The sequence below is a fragment of the Streptomyces roseirectus genome, assembly GCF_014489635.1.
Classification (GTDB): Bacteria; Actinomycetota; Actinomycetes; order Streptomycetales; family Streptomycetaceae; genus Streptomyces; species Streptomyces roseirectus.
Window position 1 is genome coordinate 5362881 of the sequence record NZ_CP060828.1, and the last position, 20664, is coordinate 5383544.

General features: G+C 72.5%; 22 protein-coding genes. 11 read left to right on the forward strand and 11 right to left on the reverse strand.

Annotation, left to right across the window (positions count from 1 at the left end; genetic code table 11):
* Positions 1–73 precede the first annotated feature (73 nt).
* Both IAG44_RS22795 and IAG44_RS22800 read left to right on the forward strand, forming a co-directional pair.
* Positions 74–307 (forward strand): hypothetical protein, encoded by a 234-nt coding sequence (locus IAG44_RS22795; RefSeq protein ID WP_187748919.1) that lies wholly within the window; start codon positions 74–76, stop codon positions 305–307.
* Positions 304–525: a hypothetical protein gene (locus tag IAG44_RS22800; RefSeq protein WP_187748920.1), complete on the forward strand. Its 222-nt coding sequence runs from the start codon at positions 304–306 to the stop codon at positions 523–525. Before IAG44_RS22795 ends, IAG44_RS22800 begins: the two co-directional genes overlap by 4 nt.
* A gap of 5 nt (positions 526–530) precedes the next feature.
* Here the strand turns inward: IAG44_RS22800 and IAG44_RS22805 are convergent, their stop codons facing one another.
* Positions 531–1226, reverse strand: a complete 696-nt coding sequence (locus IAG44_RS22805; protein WP_246561990.1) for a class I SAM-dependent methyltransferase — start codon at positions 1224–1226, stop codon at positions 531–533.
* 119 nt (positions 1227–1345) lie between these two features.
* Between IAG44_RS22805 and IAG44_RS22810 the strand changes: the two genes are divergently transcribed.
* Together IAG44_RS22810 and IAG44_RS22815 are read left to right on the forward strand one after the other, a co-directional pair.
* Positions 1346–2461, forward strand: coding sequence for an NADH:flavin oxidoreductase (locus tag IAG44_RS22810; protein ID WP_187748921.1), 1116 nt, complete (start codon positions 1346–1348; stop codon positions 2459–2461).
* 143 nt (positions 2462–2604) lie between these two features.
* Positions 2605–4128, forward strand: a complete 1524-nt coding sequence (locus IAG44_RS22815; protein WP_187748922.1) for a carboxylesterase/lipase family protein — start codon at positions 2605–2607, stop codon at positions 4126–4128.
* Between the two features lie 197 nt (positions 4129–4325).
* Here the strand turns inward: IAG44_RS22815 and cpt are convergent, their stop codons facing one another.
* Positions 4326–4859 carry a chloramphenicol phosphotransferase CPT gene (cpt, locus tag IAG44_RS22820; protein ID WP_187748923.1) on the reverse strand — a complete coding sequence of 178 codons (534 nt, stop codon included), beginning with the start codon at positions 4857–4859 and terminating at the stop codon, positions 4326–4328.
* Between the two features lie 135 nt (positions 4860–4994).
* Here cpt and IAG44_RS22825 point away from each other — a divergent pair, with 135 nt between their 5' ends.
* A complete protein-coding gene (locus tag IAG44_RS22825) occupies positions 4995–5570 on the forward strand; it encodes a hypothetical protein (RefSeq protein ID WP_187748924.1) in 576 nt (191 codons plus the stop codon).
* A gap of 70 nt (positions 5571–5640) precedes the next feature.
* On the opposite strand, the gene IAG44_RS22830 is transcribed toward IAG44_RS22825, so the two are convergent.
* On the reverse strand, positions 5641–6354 hold the full coding sequence (locus tag IAG44_RS22830; protein WP_187748925.1) for a DUF4232 domain-containing protein: 714 nt from the start codon (positions 6352–6354) through the stop codon (positions 5641–5643).
* Positions 6355–6546: 192 nt separating this feature from the next.
* Between IAG44_RS22830 and IAG44_RS22835 the strand changes: the two genes are divergently transcribed.
* Entirely contained in the window at positions 6547–8964 is a 2418-nt protein-coding gene (locus IAG44_RS22835; RefSeq protein ID WP_187748926.1) for a helix-turn-helix domain-containing protein, read from the forward strand.
* A gap of 94 nt (positions 8965–9058) precedes the next feature.
* Here the strand turns inward: IAG44_RS22835 and murQ are convergent, their stop codons facing one another.
* Both murQ and IAG44_RS22845 read right to left on the reverse strand, forming a co-directional pair.
* Positions 9059–10018, reverse strand: coding sequence for an N-acetylmuramic acid 6-phosphate etherase (murQ, locus tag IAG44_RS22840; protein ID WP_187748927.1), 960 nt, complete (start codon positions 10016–10018; stop codon positions 9059–9061).
* A gap of 52 nt (positions 10019–10070) precedes the next feature.
* A complete protein-coding gene (locus tag IAG44_RS22845) occupies positions 10071–10955 on the reverse strand; it encodes a MurR/RpiR family transcriptional regulator (protein ID WP_246561992.1) in 885 nt (294 codons plus the stop codon).
* A 56-nt stretch (positions 10956–11011) separates the two neighbouring features.
* Between IAG44_RS22845 and IAG44_RS22850 the strand changes: the two genes are divergently transcribed.
* Together IAG44_RS22850 and IAG44_RS22855 are read left to right on the forward strand one after the other, a co-directional pair.
* Positions 11012–11410, forward strand: a complete 399-nt coding sequence (locus IAG44_RS22850) for a hypothetical protein (protein ID WP_187748928.1) — start codon at positions 11012–11014, stop codon at positions 11408–11410.
* Complete coding sequence (locus IAG44_RS22855; RefSeq protein ID WP_187748929.1) at positions 11407–11682, forward strand: DUF4031 domain-containing protein; 276 nt, start codon at positions 11407–11409, stop codon at positions 11680–11682. Before IAG44_RS22850 ends, IAG44_RS22855 begins: the two co-directional genes overlap by 4 nt.
* On the opposite strand, the gene IAG44_RS22860 is transcribed toward IAG44_RS22855, so the two are convergent.
* A complete protein-coding gene (locus IAG44_RS22860) occupies positions 11670–12758 on the reverse strand; it encodes a GNAT family N-acetyltransferase (protein ID WP_187748930.1) in 1089 nt (362 codons plus the stop codon). The two genes, IAG44_RS22855 and IAG44_RS22860, sit on opposite strands and share 13 nt — an antisense overlap.
* A 27-nt stretch (positions 12759–12785) precedes the next feature.
* Entirely contained in the window at positions 12786–13433 is a 648-nt protein-coding gene (locus IAG44_RS22865) for an HD domain-containing protein (RefSeq protein WP_187748931.1), read from the reverse strand.
* A 50-nt stretch (positions 13434–13483) separates the two neighbouring features.
* Between IAG44_RS22865 and IAG44_RS22870 the strand changes: the two genes are divergently transcribed.
* Complete coding sequence (locus IAG44_RS22870; protein ID WP_187748932.1) at positions 13484–14155, forward strand: maleylpyruvate isomerase family mycothiol-dependent enzyme; 672 nt, start codon at positions 13484–13486, stop codon at positions 14153–14155.
* Between the two features lie 113 nt (positions 14156–14268).
* Positions 14269–14946 carry a copper homeostasis protein CutC gene (locus IAG44_RS22875; RefSeq protein WP_187748933.1) on the forward strand — a complete coding sequence of 226 codons (678 nt, stop codon included), beginning with the start codon at positions 14269–14271 and terminating at the stop codon, positions 14944–14946.
* A 17-nt stretch (positions 14947–14963) separates the two neighbouring features.
* Here IAG44_RS22875 and IAG44_RS22880 read toward each other — a convergent pair whose 3' ends face one another.
* From IAG44_RS22880 to IAG44_RS22890, 3 genes are all read right to left on the reverse strand, one after another.
* Entirely contained in the window at positions 14964–17009 is a 2046-nt protein-coding gene (locus IAG44_RS22880; protein WP_187748934.1) for a HelD family protein, read from the reverse strand.
* A 205-nt stretch (positions 17010–17214) separates the two neighbouring features.
* Entirely contained in the window at positions 17215–18189 is a 975-nt protein-coding gene (locus IAG44_RS22885) for a DUF1648 domain-containing protein (protein WP_187748935.1), read from the reverse strand.
* The gene (locus IAG44_RS22890; RefSeq protein ID WP_187748936.1) at positions 18186–18533 is read right to left on the reverse strand and encodes a GntR family transcriptional regulator; all 348 of its coding nucleotides are present in this window, start codon (positions 18531–18533) and stop codon (positions 18186–18188) included. The genes IAG44_RS22885 and IAG44_RS22890 overlap by 4 nt, the downstream gene beginning before the upstream one ends.
* Positions 18534–18722: 189 nt before the next feature.
* On the opposite strand from IAG44_RS22890, the gene IAG44_RS22895 reads away from it, so the two are divergent.
* Positions 18723–18911 (forward strand): hypothetical protein, encoded by a 189-nt coding sequence (locus IAG44_RS22895; protein ID WP_187748937.1) that lies wholly within the window; start codon positions 18723–18725, stop codon positions 18909–18911.
* Between the two features lie 42 nt (positions 18912–18953).
* Here the strand turns inward: IAG44_RS22895 and IAG44_RS22900 are convergent, their stop codons facing one another.
* The gene (locus IAG44_RS22900; protein WP_187748938.1) at positions 18954–20606 is read right to left on the reverse strand and encodes a DNA repair helicase XPB; all 1653 of its coding nucleotides are present in this window, start codon (positions 20604–20606) and stop codon (positions 18954–18956) included.
* Positions 20607–20664 lie beyond the last annotated feature (58 nt).

Here is a 20664-nt window from a genome sequence, read left to right on the forward strand (position 1 = left end):
CTAGCCAGGCTAGAAGAGGGGCCGCCACGCTGTGTGGTGAACGGAAACACCCAGCGTGTAGAGGATGTGCGCAATGAAGGAGCTGACCCCGGGCGAGGAGCCCACCCCGACCATCGACGAGGCGCTGACGAGGCTGAGGGACGCCCTCGCGGACGTGGGCATCACGCTCCCCTCCCTCCGCGTCGACCAGACCTCGGCCACCCACAGCGACCCCCGGTTCCACCTCCTCGACCTGGGCCGCTGCAACGTGGACGTCGCGACCAGCCTGACCGCCGCCCTGACCCGAGCGGGAGCCACGCCGGCATGACGAAGATCGGCACGTACGTCCTGGACACGAGGTCGAACCGCATCGGCGAGGTCATGGACCACCTCAACGGCCACCTCCAGCTCCGCCCCATCGGCGGCGGCCTGGAATGGGACTGCCACCCCACGGACACCCAACTCCCCACCCCCGAAGCCCTGTTGCGGGAACGAGTCCGCTCCCGCAACAGGACGACGAAAGTCCGCGAACGACTGAACCCGTAGTACCCCTAGTCCCCGTAGTACTCGTAATGCGACCCCACCGCCGCCTGCCCGGTGTAATTCGCCCCCGCCTCCGCATCCGCCCCCACATACCGGAACGGCAGCACGACCTCCCGCCCACCCCTAAGGGTCAGCCGATGCGAGGCGTACGAGAACCCGGCGGCCCTGAGAGCCCTCAGGGTCGTACGGGTCGTACACGCCCCGTCGGTCCCATGGACCCCGCGTATCGACGCGGGGTCGAAGTGCCCGACGAACACCCCCCCCGGCGCGAGCCAGGAGGCGATCCGCGTGAGCAACCCGAGCTGATCCCCGACGTAGTGCAGCCCGTGAACGCAGGTGATGAGGTCGTACGCACGCGTGGGCGCGAACGCGAAGACCGACCCCACGACCTCCTCCATCTGCGGCGGCAGCGGACGAGGCACCAGGGGCCCCACGAGATCGACGGCCGTGAGCCGCGCGGCGACCGGCAACCGCTCCGCCGCCTGGCGCATCGCCAGCCCCTCCCCGCTGCACAGATCGAGCCAGGCGGGCGCGGCCCCGTCCAGCGAGTTCTCCGCGTCCAGCGCGTCCAGCGGAGAGAACCCCAGCTCACGGGCGTAACTGTTGACACCGTCGAGCCCCCGCTCACGGTTCATCGTGTTGTTCGCGACAACGGACGTGCGCTCCAGCGCCGCGGCGGTCGTAAGCAAGGTGTCAGGGATCACAGCTCATTCTCCCCGCCCCCGGAAATGGCACGGACCGCGGTCCGGTTGCACTGACCACGCATGCGCATGCGCGTGCACATACCCATCGGTCAATCGACGACTTCACAGGGAGCCCGTCCGTGACAGCCAGCCCCACCCGCGCGTCCGAGATCCTGTCCCGACCGGTCACGATCAACGGCCTGACCGTCCCGAACCGCATCGTGATGGCGCCGATGACCCGCATGCACTCCCCGGAGGGCATCCCGGGCGAGGACGTCGTCTCGTACTACGCGCGCCGCGCGGCGGCGGGAGTCGGCCTGATCGTCACGGAGGGCACGTACGTCGGCCACGACTCCGCGGGCGAGAGCGACCGCGTCCCCCGTTTCCACGGCGAGGACCAGCTCGCGGGCTGGGCGAAGGTCGCGGACGCGGTCCACGCCGCCGGCGGCACGATCGTCCCGCAGCTCTGGCACATCGGCATGGTCCGCAAGCCCGGCCAGCCCCCCTACGCGGGCGCGCCCGCGGTGGGCCCCTCCGGCATCCGCCTCGACGGCACCGCCGACGGCCACACGATGACCCAGCGCGACCTGGACGACGTCATCGGCGCGTTCGCGCAGAGCGCGGCGGCGGCCGAGCGGACCGGCTTCGACGGCATCGAACTGCACGGCGCCCACGGCTACCTCCTCGACCAGTTCCTGTGGGGCACCACCAACCGGCGCACGGACGCGTACGGGGGCGACGCGGTCGCCCGGACGAAGTTCGCCGCCGAGATCGTGGCCGCCGTGCGCGAGACGGTGTCCCCGGAGTTCCCGGTGATCTTCCGCTTCTCGCAGTGGAAGTCCGAGAACTACGACGCGCGCCTCGCCGAGACGCCGGAGGAGCTGGAGGCGATCCTCACGCCGCTCGCCGCTGCCGGGGTCGACGCCTTCCACGCGTCCACGCGCCGGTACTGGCTCCCCGAGTTCGACGGCGCCGACCTCAACCTCGCCGGCTGGACCAAGAAGCTCACCGGCAAGCCCACCATCACCGTCGGCTCCGTCGGCCTCGACGGCGACTTCATCCACGGGTTCGCGGGCCAGGGTTCCGAGGTCAAGTCCCTCGACAACCTCCTCGACCGCTTCGAGCGCGACGAGTTCGACCTCGTCGCCGTCGGCCGCGCCCTCCTCCAGGACCCCGAGTGGGCCGCGAAGGTCCTCGACGGCCGCTTCGACGAGCTGAAGCCGTTCGACGCGGCCTCGCTGCGGACGCTGAGCTGAGGACGCCGAGCTGAGGCCGCCCCCTCTCCTTCGTCACCCACACGAGTGAACTCTGGCTGGATCGACGGCTCGCTGGAACCCTTGTTCGAGGCGAGCCGTTGGGCAGGTCAGCGGCGAACGGTGGGCGACGAGAGGAGCGAGGGATGGCGGCGGAAGAGCGCGGGACGGTCGTCCGTACGGCGGCCGGAGCGGTCCGGGGCAGGCGCGAAGAGGGGCTGACGGTGTTCAGGGGCATCCCCTTCGCCGCGCCCCCGGTGGGCGAGGCCCGCTTCCAGGCCCCCAGACCCCCGGCCGCGTGGGACGGCGTGCGGGACGCGTACGAGTTCGGCCCCCCACCCCCGCAGGAGGCCGGCCTCCAGGGCCGCCGGGGCGAACCCGCGACGGGCGACGACTGGCTGACGGCGAACGTGTGGACGCCGGACCCGACCCCCGAGACCCCCCGCCCGGTCATGGTCTGGATCTACGGCGGCGCCTACAAGGTGGGCCACGCGGGCAGCCCCGGCTACGACGCCCAGCACCTCTCCCGCGCGGGCGACGTCGTGGTCGTCACCTTCAACTACCGCCTCGGCATCGAGGGCTTCCTGCACATCGAGGGCGCCCCCGCCAACCGCGGCATCCTCGACCAGCTCGCCGCCCTGGAGTGGGTCCGCGCCAACATCGCGGAGTTCGGCGGCGACCCCGGCAACGTCACGGTGTTCGGCGAGTCCGCGGGCGCCGGCTGCGTGGCCGCGCTCCTCGCGATGCCCTCGGCCCGGGGCCTCTTCCACCGGGCGATCGCCCAGAGCGTCCCCGGCACCTACTTCTCCGCCGCGCTGGCCGGCGACATCGCGGCGGTCGTCGCGGCGGAGGCGGGCACCCGCCCCACCGCCACCGACCTCGCGGCCATCGACCCCCGCGCCCTCACCGAGGCCGGCGAGGCGCTGATGGCCAAGATGCCGACGCACGTGCCCCGCTGGGGCCGGGCCGCCGCCACGTCGACGCTGTACTCGCCCGTCGTGGACGGCGAGATCCTGCCCACCACACCCTGGCGCGCGGTCGCGGCGGGCGCGGCTCGGGACGTCGACCTGCTCGTGGGCCACAACTCGCAGGAGTTCCGCCTGTTCACCGTCCTCGGGAACCTCCTGGGCCGGATCACCGAGGAGCAGGCGACCGCCGTCCTGCGCCTGCACGCGCCCGGCGGTGAGGCGGGCGAGCGCGCGTACCGCGAGGCGTTCCCGGACGCCACCGCGCAGGACCTCTTCGAACGCGTCCAGTCCGACTGGCTCTTCGCGATGCCGACCCACCGCCTGGCCCACGCCCACCTCTCGGCCGGCGGCCGCGCCCACCTCTACGAACTCGACTGGACCCCGCCGGGCCTGGACGGCGCCCTGCGCGGCTGCCACGGCCTCGACATCCCCCTCCTCTTCGGCACCTACTTCGCCGACCTCGCCAACCTCCTCTTCCCCGACGGCGAGGTCCCCCCGGACGCCCTGGAACTGACCGCCCGCTTCCAGCACGCCTGGTCCTCCTTCGCCCGCACCGGCGACCCCGGCTGGCCCGCGTACGACCAGGACCGCGCGCTCACCCAGATCCTCGCCACGACCTCGGAGGTCAGGCCCTACCCGGAGGAGACGGCACGGCGGCTGTGGGAGACGTACGAGTGGGAGGAGCTGCCGTTGCTCCCCTGAGACGGCCCCGCGCGGCGAGCTGTCGGCGGCGGGGCGGAGACGAGCGCCCGGGGTGCGGGGGCGGCGACACCCCGCCCGCCTCGCCGGGGTGAGGGAGTGGTGGGCGGGGCGTCGCGACGGCGCGGGCCGCACGGCCGACCGGCCAGGCGACCGGGCGCCGAGCAGCCCGCGCCGCCCGGCGGAACACCGTCCCGCCCTCACCTCACCGCCTTCGCGATGGCCCGCGCGCACTCCAGGGACTCGGCCCGGCTCGTGTCCACCTCGACGTCGTACCGCACCCCCGCGTGCACGACCTCCGCCTGCGCCGCGGCCATCCCCGGCACCCGGTCCCCCCGGGCGATCTCCCGCCCGGCGGCGACCTCGGGATCGCACCGCACGCCCACCCACAACACGTCCAGCCCGGCGAGCACGGCGTCCCAGCGCCGCTGCCCGTCGGCCCTGCCGAGCAGCACGTCGTCGATGATCAGCCGCCCGCCGGACCGGGCCATCGCCGCGATCCCCTGCGTCCAGGCGGCCTCGGCGGCCTTGAAGTCCGGCCCGACGGAGATGCCGCCGTCCGGCAGGAACAGGATCCCGTCCTCGGAGTTCCGCAGCCGCCGGGGCAGCGCCTCGACGAACGAGTCCACCCCGAACGCCATCCACGCCCCGGGAAGGATCTCCTGAAGACACCGGACGATCCCGGACTTCCCGGAACTCGACCCACCGTTGAGCACCACAACCTGAGTAGTCACGGCGCAACAGTAGGAACGACGACCGCGCCCCGGACAGCGCTTTTCCGCACCGGGGACCACACCCACCCGCACCCCCCTACCCTGGAGGCAGCCCGCCTCCGCATCGGACCACCCGCCCCGGCAGAAACCACCACCATGAACCACGCCCAGCTCACCGCCCTAGGCAGAGCCCTCCGCCTCCTGGGCGAACACGGCGAGAACCTGACCACGGACACCCCCGACGCCAAGCTCCACGAGGTGAAGGCGGACATCCAGCGAGCCCTGGACCTCCTGGACGACAGCGTGACCACGGCCGCCCCCGTGACCCGCTGCGCGGAACACCCCCAGGGCCCGGTGGACACCTCGGCCCCGGACCTCTGCCTGCTGTGCGAGACCCGCCGCCGCACGGCCCGCAGAGCGGAGCTGAACGGCCCGTCCGCGCCGGTCCAGCTCCCGTCCGCCGCGAGCAGGTACGGCGTGCGGGAGGACCGCCCGCAGCCCCAGCAGCGCTGGCTCCCGGAACTGTGGAACGGCCAGGAGTGGCAACTGTGCGGCACCCCCCGCAGGGACCGCAGGGAGGCGGAGGCGTACCTCGCGGCCGAGCGCAGGTCTCCGCGCCCGGCGATGGCCTACCGCCTGGTCCACGAGTTCACCGACTACGAGGTACTACGGGTATGGGGTACCCCGGTGAAGGTCGACATCGAGCCCTTGAACAACAACCTCAACCTCTAGTACCCGTAAGCCTTCAGGACCAGCCGGCCCCTAGGACCCGTCAGCCCCTGGTACCCGTCATCGGCGCCGCTCAGAAATCGTCCGCGCCGTTGCGCAGCTCGGGCGTCCAGTACCCGGTGAGCGCCTTCGCCGGGTCGACGGCGATCCCGTCGCTGCCGGGCGCGGCGACGCTGATGACGGTGTCGTCGTTCTCCAGCGTCACGGAGAACGCCGAGACGGGCTCGTTGTCCTCGTCGACGCCCCCGTCCGACAGCTTCACCGCGGCGTACGCCGGCGCACCCGCCGTGAGCACGACCGGGCTGGCCGGCTTGCTCTTGGCGACGGCCGGGACGTCCTGCTTGTGGCTCTCAAGGAACTGGATGTGCGGGAAGCCCAGCAGCCGGCAGGAGTGCCGCGAGGTGTTCCGCGCGGTGAGCACGATGTGGGTGTAGGGCGGCCCGTCCTGCTTCGCGGCGGTGACGGACAGGTCGCCCGAGGTGCAGGCCGGGGTGGACGCGGTGGCCTGCTTGCCGGCGGAACCGGTCGAACCGGAGACCCCGGCCCCGCCCGCCGGCCCCTTCCCCGGCGAGGACACCGACCCGGAGGAACCGCTGCCGCCCGCGCCGGCCCCGTCCGCCTTCTGGGCGTCGGCGACCGGGGAGGCCGCCGCGACCGTCGCGGCCACGGTCGCCCCGGCGTTCGGCTCGGACCTCGTGCCCGTGCCGCTCTGGCAGGCGGTGAGGGACAGAACGAGGGCCGTGCCCGCGGCGGTGAGGAGAGCGGTGCGGTGACGTGCGGTGTTCATCGGGAACTTCCTTGTCGAAAAGGGAGCGGTGAGCGGTGACAGAGCGAGAGGGAGCGGGGCATCCCGCGTCCGCCTTCAGTCGATCACCGGCGCTCCCCGCGTCCCAGGCGGTTTCCCCGGCAGAAGTACGGTCCGTCATACTTCTGCCGTAGGCCCGCAGTCGTACGGGTCGGACGAACGGGGATCTCGACGGTGTGTGACAGCACGCCCGCCACCTGCGATTTCGGGCAGCGGTTGCGCCGTCTGAGGAGCGACGCCGGGCTGAGCCAGGAGGCGCTGGCCCACGCGGCGGGGGTGAGCGTCCGAGCGCTGGCGGACATGGAGCGGGGTCGTACCCGAGGACCACAGCGCCGTACCGTCCAGGCGCTGTCCGAGGCGCTGGGGCTGACCGACGACGCGGCGGCGGAACTGGAGAAGGCCGCCGCGGAGGGCCGTCCGCGTCCCCGGGCCGACCTCGGGCCCGCCGCTCCCACCGCCCTCGCCCTGCCGCGTGACATCCAGGACTTCACCGCGCGCGGCCCGGCCCTCGCCCGGCTGCTGGACCTGGCGCGCGACACCGGTCCGGACCGGCCGGCCGTCAGCGTGATCGCCGGACAGCCCGGCCTCGGCAAGACCGCGTTCGCGGTGCACGCCGCGCACCGCCTCGCCCCGCACTTCCCTGACGGACGGTTCGCCCTCGACCTGCACGGCATGGACCCCGAGCCGACGACACCCCGGGACGCGCTGGCCCGGCTGCTGGGCGCGATGGGAGTCGCCGACGCCTCGATCCCGGCCGGCACCGACGACCGCGCCGGCCTGTGGCGGTCCCTGGCCGCCGAGCGCCGGATCCTCCTGCTCCTCGACAACGCCGTCGACGAGGCTCAGGTCAACCCCCTCATACCTGGGAGGGGTCCGTCCCTGACCCTCGTCACCAGCCGCCAGGCCCTGGCGGGGCTGGAGTCCGTGCACCGCACCGACCTGGCCCTGCTGCGCCGCGAGGAGGCCGTGGAACTGCTGACCCGGATCATCGGACCGGAACGGGTGGCGGCGGAGGCGCAGGCCGCGCGGGACCTCGCCGACCTGTGCGGGCACCTGCCGCTGGCCGTCCGCATCGCCGGGCAGCGGCTGCTGAGCCGGCCGCACGAACGCCTGGGCAAGCTCGTGGCCCGGCTCGCCGCCGAGGGCCGCCGGCTGGACGGACTCCAGGCCGGGAGCCTGCGCATCCGGGCCGCCTTCGCCCTGTCCTACCGTCAACTGCCGCCGGATTCACGGAAGTTCCTGCGCCGTGCCGCGCTGGCCGCCGGAGCGGACTTCAGCCCCGAGACCGGCGCACTGCTGTCTGGACTCTCCTACGACGACGCCGTCGCCCGCGCCGAGGAACTGACCGACGCCGGTCTCCTCCAGAGCGACGCCACCACCGAGCGCTACCGCTTCCACGACCTGCTCAGGCTCTACGCCGCCGAACAGGCCGACGCCGAGGACGGCCCCGCCGCCCGCGACACCGCCCTCGACCGCACGGAACACTGGATGCTCCGCCGCGCCACCGCCGCCGCGCTGTACTTCGACGTCGAGCATGAGCAGGGGGCCAGGACGGGGGCGGGGGGTGCCGTGGTCGAGGAGGGCGTTCCGGGCAACGAAGGCGCGTCGTCCCCGTACGACTTCCGAGCTACGCCCGACGCCCCGGCCCTCACTCTCGACCCCGACCCGGACGGAGCCCCCGCCGACCAGGAGGAGGCGCGGGTCTGGCTGGAGGCCGAGCGGGCGCAGTGGCTGGCCGCGCTGCGCCGGGCCCACGAGAACGGCCGGTACCGGCAGGTGCTGGACGCGGCGAGGGCGATGCACTGGTTCTCCGACCGCAACCAGCACTGGGAGCAGTGGGTGGAGGTGTTCCGGCGGTCCGCCGACTCCGCCCGCCGACTGGGCAGCAGGCAGGAGGAGGCGGTCCACCTCAACTACCTCGCCTGGGCCTACAACCTGTGCGTCCACGACCCCCAGGCCGCCCTGATCGCCGCCGACTCCGCGCTCGCGGCGGCCCGCGACTGCGCGGACGGCCTCCAGGAGGGCTGGGCCCTCGGCTACGGCGCGGGCGCGCTCCACCGGCTGGGGCGGATGGACGAGGCGTTCGGCCGGCTGCGCGAGGCGGCCCGGTGTCTCGCCGCACAGGAATCCCCGCAGGCCAGGCTGGCCGAGCTGACGATCCTCAACAGCCTGGGCACGCTGCTGCGCCACACCGGCCGGGTGGAAGAGGCCCTGGAGACCCACCGCCGCAGCGAGCGGATCTGCCGGGCGGGCGTTCCGGGGCGGACGGAGGTGATCGCCCTGTACCACGCGGTCTCCCGCCAGGGCATCGGCAACGACCTCGCGGCGCTGGAACGCTGGTCCGAGGCCGAGAAGCCGCTCCGACAGGCCCTCGCCGCGTTCGAGTCGGCCCGCATGACGGCCTGGGCCGAACCGACCCGCCTAGACCTGGGCCACGTCCTCGCCGCCCTGGGCCACCCCGACGCCCACGACACCTTCCGCGCGGCCCGCGACGGCCTCGCCGACCTGAGAAACCCCCGCCAGTCCGAGGCGGCGAAGGCACTCGCGGAGTTCGCCCGGACTACGGAGGGGACGGCCGGGGTGGGGAAGTAGCGGTCGGGAGGGGCCGGTATTACGGGTACTACGGGGAGCGGCTGGTATTACGGGTATTACGGGGGAAGAGCGGGGGCTGCGGGGTCTACGGGTACTACGGGTTGTCCCCGGTACTACGGGTACTACGGGCCCCGCGGACGACATCGAGTGCCCTCCGCAGATGCCCCCCGCACTCCTCCAGCACCCGCCCCGCGGTCACCGCGTCCACCCCGCCCAGCAGGACGAGCACCGCGTTCTTCACCTCACCCCCGGTGGCGGTGAGCGCGACCTCGACGGCGGCCTCCTCCGCCCCCGTGGCCAGCGCGACGATCCGCCGCGACCGGGCCCGCAGCTTCTCGTTGGAGGCCCGCACGTCGACCATGAGGTTCCCGTACGTCTTGCCCAGCCGGATCATCGTGATCGTGGAGATCATGTTGAGTACGAGCTTCTGCGCGGTCCCCGCCTTGAGCCGCGTGGACCCGGTGAGCAGTTCACCCCCGACGACGACCTCGATCCGGTGGTCGGCCGCGTCCCCCAGCGCGCTCCCCGGATTGCAGGCGAGCCCCACGGTCAGCGCCCCCAGACTCCGCGCGTACTCCACCCCGCCTACCGCGTAAGGGGTACGCCCCGAGGCCGACACCCCCACGACCGTGTCGTCACCCCTGAGGGACAGCCCCCGTAGATCCCGTACAGCCAGCTCCCGCGAGTCCTCGGCGCCCTCGACGGAGTCGACCAGCGCCCCGACCCCGCCGGCGATGAGCCCGACCACCTGTCCCGGCGCCGTGTTGAAGGTGGGCGGACACTCGGACGCGTCCAGCACCCCCAGCCGCCCGGCGGTCCCGGCCCCCAGGTAGATCAGCCGCCCCCCGCGCTCCATCCGCCGGGAAATGTCGTCGATGGCGGCGGAAATCGCGGGCAATTGAGAAGTGATGGCGGCGGGAACAAGGGAATCCTCGCGATTCATGAGCCGCGCGATATCGAGTGTGGACATCTCGTCGATCCCGGCGAGATCGGCCCGAAAGGATTCGGTGGGCAGCGCGGAAAGCTGCCCGAGAAGGTCAGAGGAGGAGGACATGGAAAAGCAGCTCTTTCAATCAGGGAGTTACCGGGAGATCACCCCCTACGGTCTACCGGTGCCGATGGGCCAACGCCTCGTAGGACGCCGCCAACGCCGGAGCCGCCGCCTCGTAATTCCGCTGGGCGACCCCCACGAACAGACAGTCCACGACCAGTAACTGCCCGGTCCGCGACGCCATGGCCGCGGGCCGCAGCTCGCTTTCCCGGGCGGAGGACGTGGTCAGCACATGGTCCGCGTACTGGGTGACGGCGCCGTCCGCCCGCCCGGTGATCGCGACGGTCGTGGCCCCCCGCTCGAAAGCGACCCGAAGGGGCTCGATCACATCTCCCGTCGACCCGGAATGCGTAATGGCGACGGCGACGTCCCCGCCCCGCAATTGCACGGCATTGGTCACGGCGAGATGCGGATCGCTGTGCGCGTGCGCGACGAGCCCGATCCGCAGCAGTTTCTGCACGAGATCCTGCGCGACCAGCCCGGAGGCCCCGACCCCGTAGACGTCGATCCGCCGGGCGGAAGCCGCCGCGGACACCGCCGCGCCGAGCTGAACCGTGTCGAGCCCCGCCGCGGTGTCGGCGAGCGTCTGCCGCTCCGCCTGCGCGAGCTTGCTGACGACGTCCCCGATCGGGTCGTCGACCGCGATGTCGGTGGTCAGCACGGGCGCCCGCCCGGACTGCTGGTGCGCGGCGAGCCCGGCCAGCGCGAGCCGCAGGTCCCGGTAACCGGGGTAGCCCAGTACCCGAGCGGTACGGACGACGGTCGCCTCGCTCGTGCCGGTGCGCTCCGCGAGCCCGGTCACCGTGAGCGCGGCGCACCCCGCCGGATCGCGCGCGACGGCTTCGGCGACGCGCTGCATGGACCGGGTCATGGAGGGAGAGAGCGTGCGCACCTTGGCCGCGAGGGCGCCGCCGAAAATTTCCTTCACGTCACGGGTCACGCTCTGAAAGATATTTTCGTTTCGGCGGGCCGGTCAAGAGTGCGCACAATGAAGACATGAGCACCGATCCCGTACACCCCGTAAGCCTTCTGGAGCAGTCCCTGCACCGGGCCCGCGCGCTCGTCCTCGCCGACCTGGTGGCGGGCGAGGTCGCCGAGGCGGACGTGGTGTCGCTGGTCGAGGAGTCCGTCGTCCAGCGCCGCTGGTGGGTGGAGCAGTGGCCCGACGGCGCCCCGTACGTCGCCGGGCTGGTCGCGCAGGACGTGCAGGACGCCCTCCTGGAGCGGTACGGCCGCTGGCCCCTGTGCCCGGTCTGCGGCTCCGGCGACCCGCACGCCCTGGAGGTCGAGCCGGAGCTGGGCCCCGACCCGCACTGGGTCTGCCACAAGGCGGGCGTCAAGGTCGCCTCGGTCGGCTCCCTCGGCGCCGCGCACGGCGGGCCCGCGTCCTCATGACCGTCTACATCGACCCGCCGGCCTGGCCGGGCCACGGTCACCTCTGGTCCCACCTCGTCAGCGACGTCTCCTACGACGAACTCCACCTGTTCGCCGAGGAGTTGGGAATCCCTCCGCGCGCCTTCGAACGCGACCACTACGACATCCCGGCACACAGATACGCCGAGGTGGTCGCCGCCGGTGCCGTCGAGGTCAGCAGCCGCGAGGTCGTCCGCCTCCTGCACGGAGCGGGCCTGCGCCGACGCAAGTCGAGCACCCCTCAGAGCCGGTAGCGCCGCAGCTCGTAGGCGTCCCCCTCCACGTCCTGCCCGACCGACACGAACCCGGCCCGCTCCAACACCCCTTTGGACGCCAGGTTGTTCGGCGCGACGACCGCGAACACGCTGTCCACATCACCCTGTTCACGCCCGAGCGCCCACGCGCCCACGGCCCGCACCGCCTCCGTCGCGAACCCGTTCCCGCGCGCCTCGGGCACGACGTCGTAACCGATCTCCGTCCGCCCCTCCCCGTCCGGCGCCGCGTGGAACCCGAGGCTGCCGATGGCCAGCCCGTCCGCCCGCCGCACCAGCACGAACAGCCCGAACTCCGCGCGCAGGACGCCCTTTTCGTACGAGGAGAACACCAGCCCGGCGGCCTCGCGGGTGCCGTCGAGCGGCCCGTCCCCGAGCCAGGCGAACCCGCCGTCGCCACCCGCGCACAACTCGGCGAGGACGGCCGGGGTGGCCGACTCCAGGGTCAGGCGCTCGGTGGGCAGCACGAGGCTGTTGTGCCAGCGCCACGACGTCACCGGCGCCCGGCCCGGCAACTCCCCGCGCCCCGTCGCCCACAGCAGCGTCTCCCAGGGATCGAGCCCCGGCCGCACCTCGGGAAAGATCCGCTGCAACGTGAACTCGGCCAGTTCCGGGGCAGGTTGATGGACGACGCCGAGCCCGCGCGCGATGTCGTGCGTGTGCAGCAGCACCTCGGCGATCCCCATCGCCGCGAACCCCTGCCGGTTCGCCGCGAGGAACGGCGCCGGATGGAACGCCCGTACACGCGGCGGCGTGGTCCGCACGGCCGCCGCGAGCAGCGCCCCGGCCGTCTCGATCACCTCCACCACACCGGAGTTGGTGGCCTCCGGGTCGATCCGGAGTTCGAACGGCAGGTACGTGTCGCGCGCCCGCCCCGCCAACTGCCCGGCGTAGCCCAGGAGATCACCCGCGATGTGCTCGGCGGTCGCCCGGCAGCTCCACTCCAGACCCGCCGCCCGCGTACCGGCCCAGTCCAGCCCGGCGAGCGACCGCAGCAGCGCGGCACTCCCCGCGACGGCCGCCTCCAGCTGGTCCGCGCCCGAAAGACTTCTCTGCATGACGTGAGGGTAGGGCCGGTCAGCAGCTCAGCCGGTCAGCAGCTCCAGTTCGGCGGCGATGTTGCGCCGGGCGTCCGCCTCCCACCGCTCCCGCCCGTACGCGGTCCTGAACAGCCGTGGCATGCCGAGCAGTTGGCCCAGGACGTCCGCCCGCCCGGCCCGGAACGCGTCCTCGGGGACGAACCCGTACTCCTCCCGCACGGCGGCCGTGTACGCCGCGTACGTGTCCGGCGGCGAGGCGAGGACCGCGAGGTCGGCGTCGCACAGCACCTCGCCGTTGCGGTCCCCGGCGGCCGGGTCGTGGCCCTGCGTGAGCCGCACCAGCCGCGCGACCTCCGCCACGCCCCGCTCCGGCACCCCCGCCTCGGTCAGCGCCCGCTCCGCGAGCCGCGCCGAGCGCTCCTCGTTCGTCGACCGTTCGGGCAGGTAGACGGCGTCGTGGAACCAGGCCGCGAGCCGCACCAGGTGGGGCTCCTCGGCGTAGCTCTCCAGTAGGTCGACGCGGTCCAGTACCGCCGTCAGGTGCGTGAGGGTGTGATACCTGCGATGGGGTTCCCGCCAGCGCCTGATCAGCTCCTCGGCGTAACGCTCGGGTGCGATGGCGCAGGAGTCGTCGGCCCGTGCGGAGAGCAGGGCGGGGAGCCAGCGGGCGCGTAGGGCGTCGAGATCGGCCATGCGCCCATTCTCCCGGCGCGAGAGCGGCACCCGGTCCTACGTTGGGTCGTATGACTACTACTTCGGAGCTACCCCGTGACCCCGAACTCCCCGGCCGCCTCCTGGCGACCGAGCGCGACGCCCTCATACCCCTCCTGCGCTCCCGCCCCGACGCCGACTTCGCGATCCCGACCACGGGTTGCCCGGGATGGTCCGTACGGGACGTCCTCGCCCACTGTTCCGCCGCCCTCATCCGCGTGGTGGAGACCCGGTTCGAGAGGGGCGTGTTCTCCCCCGAGTCCAACGACCGCGACATCGCCGACCGCGCCGACTGGCCCACCGCGCGGATCGTCGACGAGCTGGAACGCGGCATGACCGAGGCGGGCCCGGTGATCGCCGCCTGGGACGGCCGTCTCGACCTCATCGCCCTCGGCGAGTGGATCCACGCAGGCGACGTCCGCGAGGTGTGGCACGAACCCGGCGCCTACGCCGGCGCCGGCCTCCCCGCCGCCCTGTCCCTCCTCACCTGGCACACCCAGCAGCGCGCCCACACCCACCTCCACGCCGACCTCGACGACACCGAAGCCCCCGTCACCCTCGGCCTCCCCGACGGCGCCCACCCGCCGGCCCGCTACCTCGGCCCCGCCGCCACCCTCGTCCGCCTCTACTCCGGCCGTCCGGTCGACGAGACGTCGTACGAACTGGTCGGCGTGGGGGAGCGGGAACTGAACCTGTTCGGGTGACGCGGACGGCGTCCCCCTTGAGAGCTACCTCTCCCGACGCGAGAGCTACCTCTTCCGGCGTACCCTGAATGGACTAGACCTGTAGAGGGACCCGTCGGCGAAAGGCACCCGTAATGACCACGCGCCCGCTTCTGGAGGTGATCGCCCTCACCCCCGAGGACGCGGTCGCGGCACAGTCGGGCGGCGCGGACCGGATCGAGCTGGTCACCGACATGGCGGCGGACGGCCTGACCCCGCCCCTGCCGGTGTACGAGGCGGTCCGCGCGGCCGTGGACATCGACATCCGCGTCATGCTCCGGCACACGGACGGCTTCGCCGCCGGCGACCTCGCCCGACTCCTGCGCACCGCACGGGAGTTCAGGGACGCCGGCGCCGACCAGTTCGTCCTCGGCTTCCTCGACGCCGACGGCGCCCCCGACGTCCCCGTGATCCGGCGCCTCGCCGCCGAACTGGACGGCTGCCGCTGGACCTTCCACCGCGCGATCGACCACGCCGCCGACCGCACCGCCCTCCGCGAGACCCTGACCGGCACCCCCGGCCTGGACACCTACCTCACGGCCGGCTCGGCGGCCGGCGTGTCCGAGGGCCTGACGACACTCCTCGCCGAGGCGGGCCACCACGAGGAACGCCTTCTGGCCGGCGGCGGGTTGACCCTCGCCCACGTACCACCCCTGCGCACGGCCGGAGTCGACGCCTTCCACATCGGCAGCGCGGCCCGCCCCGACGGCTGGACCACACCGGTGTCCCCGGACGCGGTCAGAACCTGGCGCAGAGCGATCGACGCCACCTGACAGCGGGGCACACCCAACTACCGGATCTGCTCCGGCAGTTCACCCCCGTGCACCACAACGAGCCCCGAAACGGCACGAGTCAGCGCGACGTACAGCCGCCTCAGCCCCGTCCGCTCGTCCGGCTCGCCGTCCACCACGGCCCGTGGCTCGTCCAGGACGACGTAGTCGTACTCAAGGCCCTTCGCCAACGAGGCCGGAACCAGGGTGAGTCGGGTCTCGGCCGTGGTCTCCTGGCCGGGATCGAGGAAGGAGATCCCGGCCGCCTCCAGGGCCTCGGCGAGCACGGGGATCCGGGCGTCGGCGGCGATCAGCCCGATCGACCCCTCCCGGCCCAGCAACTCCCGGCAGGCGTCCACGACTTGCCCCACCTCGGAGACGTCGCGCAGCTCGAAGAAGCCGGGGTTCTCACGCACCGAGGCGACGGGCGTGAGGCCGGGCGCGATGTGCGGCAGCAGCCGCGACGCGTACGTGATGACGTCCGTCGGCACACGGAACCCGGCGGTCAACTCCTCGACCACCGCCTCGGGTTTGCCGAGATGCCCCAGCGCCTCCTCCCAACTCCGCGTCGCCCAGGGGGTGGTGCCCTGCGCGAGGTCACCGAGGACGGTCGCGGAACCGGTCGTGCAGCGCCGGCCCACCGCCCGGTACTGCATCGGTGAGAGGTCCTGCGCCTCGTCGAGGACGACGTGCCCGAGGGAGTGCGTGCGCTCGACGACGTCCGTGGCCTCGTCGATCAACACCGCGTCCGCGGCAGACCACTTGGCCGACTTCACGGACCGTGCGGGCTTGGTCCACAGGATCGTCTTCTGCTCGTCCTCGGTGAGGACACCCGCCGCGTGCTCGGCAAGGAACTCCGGCTCGCTGAGCAGCCGCAGCACGAGCTTCGCCGGATCGACGGCGGGCCAGATCGCCTTGACGGCCGCCTTCACCGCGCTGTTGCGGGCGACCTGGTCCTGCACCCGGTCGTCCGGCGCCTCCCCGGCCCGCTCCATCTGCACCAGCACCGCGTGCGCGATCCGCTGCGGCAGGGCCTCTCGCGCCGCGCCGTACCGGATGTCGCGGTCCAGCAACTCCCGCACGATGTCTTCGAGTTCGTACGCCGGCACCCGCCACCGCCGGGCCCCGCGCACCACGACCACCGGCTCGGCCGGCGGCGTGACGTGCGCGTACACGGCCCGCCGCAGCACCTCGGCCATCCGGGCGTCGCCCTTGACGACGGCGGCGTCCGCGTCGTCCGTGCCGCGCACCTCGACGTGCGCGACGAGGTCGTCCACCGTCGCCTGACGCACCGCCAACTCACCGAGAGCGGGCAGGACTTGCTCGATGTAACGCAGGAACGACCTGTTCGGCCCGATGACCAGCGTCCCGGTCCGCGCGAGCCGTTCCCGGTGCGCGTACAGCAGATACGCGACCCGGTGCAGACCGACGGCGGTCTTCCCGGTCCCCGGCCCGCCCTGCACGCACACACTCCCCTGGAGGCCGCTGCGCACGATCTCGTCCTGCTCGGGCTGGATGGTCGCGACGATGTCGCGCATCGGACCGACACGCGGGCGCTCGATCTCCTGCTGGAGCAGCTTGCTGGTGCGCGCCGCCTCCGCCGGGTCGGACAGGTGCTCGTCCTCGTACGCGGTGAGGTCGCCGCCGGTGTACCCGAACCTGCGCCGCAGCCCGACGTCCATCGGGTCCTTCTTGGACGCCCGGTAGAAGGGCTGCGAGACCGGCGCGCGCCAGTCGATGACCATGGGGTCGCCGTCGCCGTCGTGCACATGCCGACGTCCGATGTAGAAGCGCTCCCCGCCCGCGCCCTCGGCCTGGTCGGCGCCGGGCGCGTGCAGGTAGTCGAGCCGGCCGAAGAACAGCGGGGTGTCGCTCAGGTCGGCGAGCGCCTTGATCCGCTCCTCGATCTGCCGGGTCAGTACCTCGGCGTTGACCCAGTTGGCGGTCACGTCCTTGATGTCCAGCGCCTGCACGTCCTCCCGCATCGCCCGCAGCGCGGAACGGGAGGCGGTGAGGTGCGAGCGCTCTTTGGACAGGGGGTCGTCGGCGGACACGGGCGTGGACAAGGGGGTGCCTCCGGGCGTGCGCGAGCTGCGGGTGGACGCGGCTGGGGGGTACGGCTGGGGGTGCGACTCAGGGAAGCCGACCGGTTTCCGACCGGCCGACGGCACTCCGGCGAGGGAGGCGGCAAGAGCGGAGATTCTAGACCGGCGCCGGGGGAGGAGGCCAACGGATTTACGACCCCCGGCGTAGTCCCTTACCCCTTGAGTACTACCCCTTGAGTGCTTTCAGCGAGTTCAGCAGCGCCGCGCCCCGCTCGGCGTCGTCCACGCTCACCGCGAAGTCACGCCCCCTGGTGCGGACGACCAGACACTCGCCGGAGCGCAGCATCACTGTCGTCCCGTGCTCTTTGATCCGGTAGCCCCAGCCGCCCGCCTGGGCGGGAGTGCGCAGCTCCACCCGCGCCGACTCGATGTCCGCGACGGACCAGCGCCGGGCGGGCCAGCCGAGCGGGCCGAGGGTGACCCGCAGCCCGCTCTCACCGACGCGGACCTGGACGGACGCGAGCGTGAGGAACAGCAGCGAGGCGACCCCGAACGCGACCGCCAGGGCTGTTCCCAGAACCGGACCCGTCATACCTCCGAGGGATGCCGCGGCGGCCGCGAGCGCGACGAACCCGAGGACTGCCGCGGCCACCTGGAACGCCGTACTGGAGACCCGCGAGAACCACGCCACCCGCTGCCCCGCGGGAATCTCCATGACCGGCCCGCTCCCCGCCGCCGGCATCGCCCCCGTACGACGTGAGAGCCACACCAGCCCACCCACCACGAGAGCCAGCACGACGACCGCGACCACCCACCCGTCCGTCGAACCGGCCCGGTGCCAGTCGTCGACGTCCAGATTCGCCCGGACGACGGCGGCCTGCGCGCCGACCAGCCCGAGCCCCACCGCCGGCAGCCCGGCCCTGACCCCGACCCACGCACCCGAACCGGCGCCCGCGCGCCGGACGACGAGCAGCGCGACCACGCTGACCACCACCCAGATCACGGCGGGAAACACGGCTACGGCCCACAACGGCATCGACCCGTCGGCCTCCCCGCTCCCGTTCCAGTGCGTGGCCACCCGCTCGGGCAGCCGCCCCCGCGCCGCCACCGGCAGTCCGACCAGCAGCGCGAGCACCCCGGCACACGCCGCGACCACGCCCCACCGGCCCCCGCGCCCGTTCCCGGCCTGTCGTCCGTTCATGGCATCCCCCTGATCATCTCGATGAGGTCGTCCCTGCCGTATCCGAGCCGGGCCGCGTCGGAGACCAGCTCCCGCACCCGCCCGACCAGCTCGGCCCGCCGGCCCGCGCCCGAGGCGACGGTCACTCCCCGCCCCCGCCGGAACTCCAGCACTCCTTCGTCCCGTAGTCTCCGTAGTCCTCTGAGGACGGTGTTCACATTCACCCCCAGGCTCTCCGAGATCTCCCGGGCCGCCGGCAACCGCTCGCCCGGCCCGCACTCGCCTTCGGCGATGGCCCGCCGGATGGCGCCCGCCACCTGCTCATGCAGCGGCCGGCTGTCTGTGACGTCCAGTTTCAACAGCATGGTGCTAATGAAGCTAGCACCATTATCTTCCGATGGGTATGCCGAGGCAGGGGGGAAGCAGGAGGAACCCTGAGACCGTCCCCTAGTACCCCTGGGGAATCCCCTACCTCTGGAGTCGTAGGAAACGGGCGGGAAAGTTGGCTCTGTGGACCGATGCCCGCTTTATGTCCCGGATCGCACTATGGAGACATGAGCGCAGCGACCTTCACACCAGCCCAGGCCGCCGGTCGCCCGTCAGGCGCGACCCCGTTGACCGGTTCGCACAGACACCGACTCGGCGACACCGTCCGCGCGATACGCGTGTTCGCCGGTGCCGCCTTCGACGTGATGATCCTCGGTGAGTACGGCGAGGAAGCGGGCGTCCGCCGCCGCAGATGAGCCGGCGCCGGGTACGGACCGGCGCCGGGGCGGGGGCGGGCCTCAGCTCGCGCCGGGCTCCGCCAGCAGATCGTCCGCGTCGACGATCCGGTACGCGTACCCCTGCTCCGCCAGGAACCGCTGCCGGTGCGCGGCGAAGTCCTGGTCGATGGTGTCCCGGGCGACGACGGAGTAGAAGTGCGCCTGATGGCCGTCCGCCTTCGGCCGCAGCACCCGCCCGAGCCGCTGAGCCTCCTCCTGCCGGGAGCCGAACGTCCCGGAGACCTGGATGGCGACGGTCGCCTCGGGCAGGTCGATGGAGAAGTTCGCCACCTTGGAGACGACGAGCACGCTGATCTCGCCCTCCCGGAACGCGTCGAACAGTTTCTCCCGCTGGGCGTTCGAGGTCTCCCCCTTGATCACCGGCGCCCCGAGATGCTCCCCCAACTCGTCGAGCTGGTCGATGTACTGCCCGATGACGAGGATCTGCTGCCCGGCGAACCGCCGCACGATCGCCTCGGTCACCTTCCGCTTCGTCGCCGTCGTCGCACAGAACCGGTACTTCTCCTCGGCCTCGGCGGTCGCGTACGCGAGCCGTTCGGAGTCGGTGAGGTTGACCCGGACCTCGACGCAGTCGGCGGGCGCGATGTACCCCTGCGCCTCGATCTCCTTCCACGGCGCGTCGAACCGCTTCGGCCCGATCAGCGAGAACACGTCGGACTCCCGCCCGTCCTCGCGCACCAACGTCGCCGTCAGCCCGAGCCGCCGCCGCGCCTGGAGGTCCGCCGTGAACTTGAACACCGGCGCCGGCAGCAGGTGCACCTCGTCGTAGACGATCAGCCCCCAGTCCCGCGAGTCGAAGAGTTCGAGGTGCGGGTAGATCCCCTTCCGCTTCGTCGTCAGCACCTGGTACGTCGCGATGGTGACCGGCCGGATCTCCTTGCGCGTCCCGCTGTACTCGCCGATCTCGTCCTCGGTCAGCGACGTCCGCTTCACCAGCTCGTGCTTCCACTGCCGCGCGGAGACCGTGTTGGTGACCAGGATCAGCGTCGTCGACTTCGCCTGGGCCATCGCCCCGGCCCCCACCAGCGTCTTCCCGGCGCCGCACGGCAGGACGACGACCCCGCTGCCCCCGTGCCAGAAGTTCTCCACGGCCTGCTTCTGGTACGGCCGCAGCGCCCATCCGTCCTCGGCGAGCCCGATCGGATGCGCCTCCCCGTCGACGTACCCGGCAAGGTCCTCCGCCGGCCACCCCAGCTTCAGCAGCGTCTGCTTGATCTGCCCCCGCTCCGACGGGTGCACGACGACGGTGTCCGGGTCGATCCGCGCCCCCACCAGCGGCGCGATCCGCTTCGAGCGCAGCACCTCTTCGAGCACCGGCCGGTCGGTCGTCGTCAGCACCAGCCCGTGCGCCGGATGCTTGCTCAGCGTCAGCCGCCCGTACCGGTCCATCGTCTCGGCGATGTCGACGAGCAGCGCGTGCGGCACCGGATATCGGCTGAACTGCACCAACGCGTCCACGACCTGCTCGGCGTCATGCCCCGCCGCCCGCGCGTTCCACAGCCCCAGCGGCGTCACCCGGTACGTGTGGATGTGCTCCGGCGCCCGCTCCAGCTCCGCGAACGGCGCGATCACCCGACGACACGCGTCGGCCTGCTCATGATCGACCTCAAGCAGCAGCGTCTTGTCGGACTGGACGATCAGGGGTCCGTTCACAGGTGCACGTCCTCTCCGCCGGGAGCCTCGACGGAGGCCGGGGCAAACGTCCAGTGTG

Coding starts and splice junctions, on each gene's coding strand:
- IAG44_RS22795 (WP_187748919.1), top strand. CDS start 74: ATGAAGGAGCTGACCCCGGGCGAGGAGCCCACCCCGACCATCGACGAG.
- IAG44_RS22800 (WP_187748920.1), top strand. CDS start 304: ATGACGAAGATCGGCACGTACGTCCTGGACACGAGGTCGAACCGCATC.
- IAG44_RS22815 (WP_187748922.1), top strand. CDS start 2,605: ATGGCGGCGGAAGAGCGCGGGACGGTCGTCCGTACGGCGGCCGGAGCG.
- IAG44_RS22825 (WP_187748924.1), top strand. CDS start 4,995: ATGAACCACGCCCAGCTCACCGCCCTAGGCAGAGCCCTCCGCCTCCTG.
- IAG44_RS22830 (WP_187748925.1), bottom strand. CDS start 6,354: ATGAACACCGCACGTCACCGCACCGCTCTCCTCACCGCCGCGGGCACG.
- murQ (WP_187748927.1), bottom strand. CDS start 10,018: ATGTCCTCCTCCTCTGACCTTCTCGGGCAGCTTTCCGCGCTGCCCACC.
- IAG44_RS22850 (WP_187748928.1), top strand. CDS start 11,012: ATGAGCACCGATCCCGTACACCCCGTAAGCCTTCTGGAGCAGTCCCTG.
- IAG44_RS22855 (WP_187748929.1), top strand. CDS start 11,407: ATGACCGTCTACATCGACCCGCCGGCCTGGCCGGGCCACGGTCACCTC.
- IAG44_RS22860 (WP_187748930.1), bottom strand. CDS start 12,758: ATGCAGAGAAGTCTTTCGGGCGCGGACCAGCTGGAGGCGGCCGTCGCG.
- IAG44_RS22865 (WP_187748931.1), bottom strand. CDS start 13,433: ATGGCCGATCTCGACGCCCTACGCGCCCGCTGGCTCCCCGCCCTGCTC.
- IAG44_RS22870 (WP_187748932.1), top strand. CDS start 13,484: ATGACTACTACTTCGGAGCTACCCCGTGACCCCGAACTCCCCGGCCGC.
- IAG44_RS22875 (WP_187748933.1), top strand. CDS start 14,269: ATGACCACGCGCCCGCTTCTGGAGGTGATCGCCCTCACCCCCGAGGAC.
- IAG44_RS22885 (WP_187748935.1), bottom strand. CDS start 18,189: ATGAACGGACGACAGGCCGGGAACGGGCGCGGGGGCCGGTGGGGCGTG.
- IAG44_RS22890 (WP_187748936.1), bottom strand. CDS start 18,533: ATGCTGTTGAAACTGGACGTCACAGACAGCCGGCCGCTGCATGAGCAG.
- IAG44_RS22895 (WP_187748937.1), top strand. CDS start 18,723: ATGAGCGCAGCGACCTTCACACCAGCCCAGGCCGCCGGTCGCCCGTCA.